We start from the raw sequence: 474 nt of genomic DNA on the forward strand, positions 1-474 counted from the left end.
GTACACGTACACCGCCAAGCTCGAACTGGAGGGCAAGGCGAGCGGGAACGTGGGCCCGATCAAGGGGACCGTGGGAGCCAAGCAGAACCGCACCGGCGCGATCACCGTCACCCGCGACCAGAAGACCGGCAAGATCGTCCGTATCGACATGACGCAGACCGTGGAGAGCGGTTCGACCTCCGGCAAGGTGGAGGTCGGCGGCGACAACGGCGAGAGCGGCCAGGACAAGCGCGGCGGCAAGGGCAGCGCGTCGGACTCCTCGGGCGAGACCGGCATCGACTTGGTGACCAACTCGATCGTCTTCGGCAAGGACACGGACGCGGCGACCGAGGCGAACCGGGCCGTGGCCGAGCAGTGGCTGGGCGGCTCGGGCAACAACACCGCCCCGTTCGAGTACCTCTTCGGCGACCACGGCATGGAGAACCGCCCGGAGGGCAACGACCCCTTCCAGCAGCTGATGTTCGAGGACGGGCT

At 67.9% G+C, this 474-nt stretch carries 1 protein-coding gene; it reads left to right on the forward strand.

Annotated features, from left to right (window positions below):
• Positions 1-474 (forward strand): hypothetical protein (locus AB0C16_RS40490; protein WP_357691501.1); only part of this gene is annotated, 474 nt, incomplete at both ends.

Origin of the sequence: Nonomuraea sp. NPDC048916, assembly GCF_040649575.1 — a bacterium.
Classification (GTDB): Bacteria; Actinomycetota; Actinomycetes; order Streptosporangiales; family Streptosporangiaceae; genus Nonomuraea.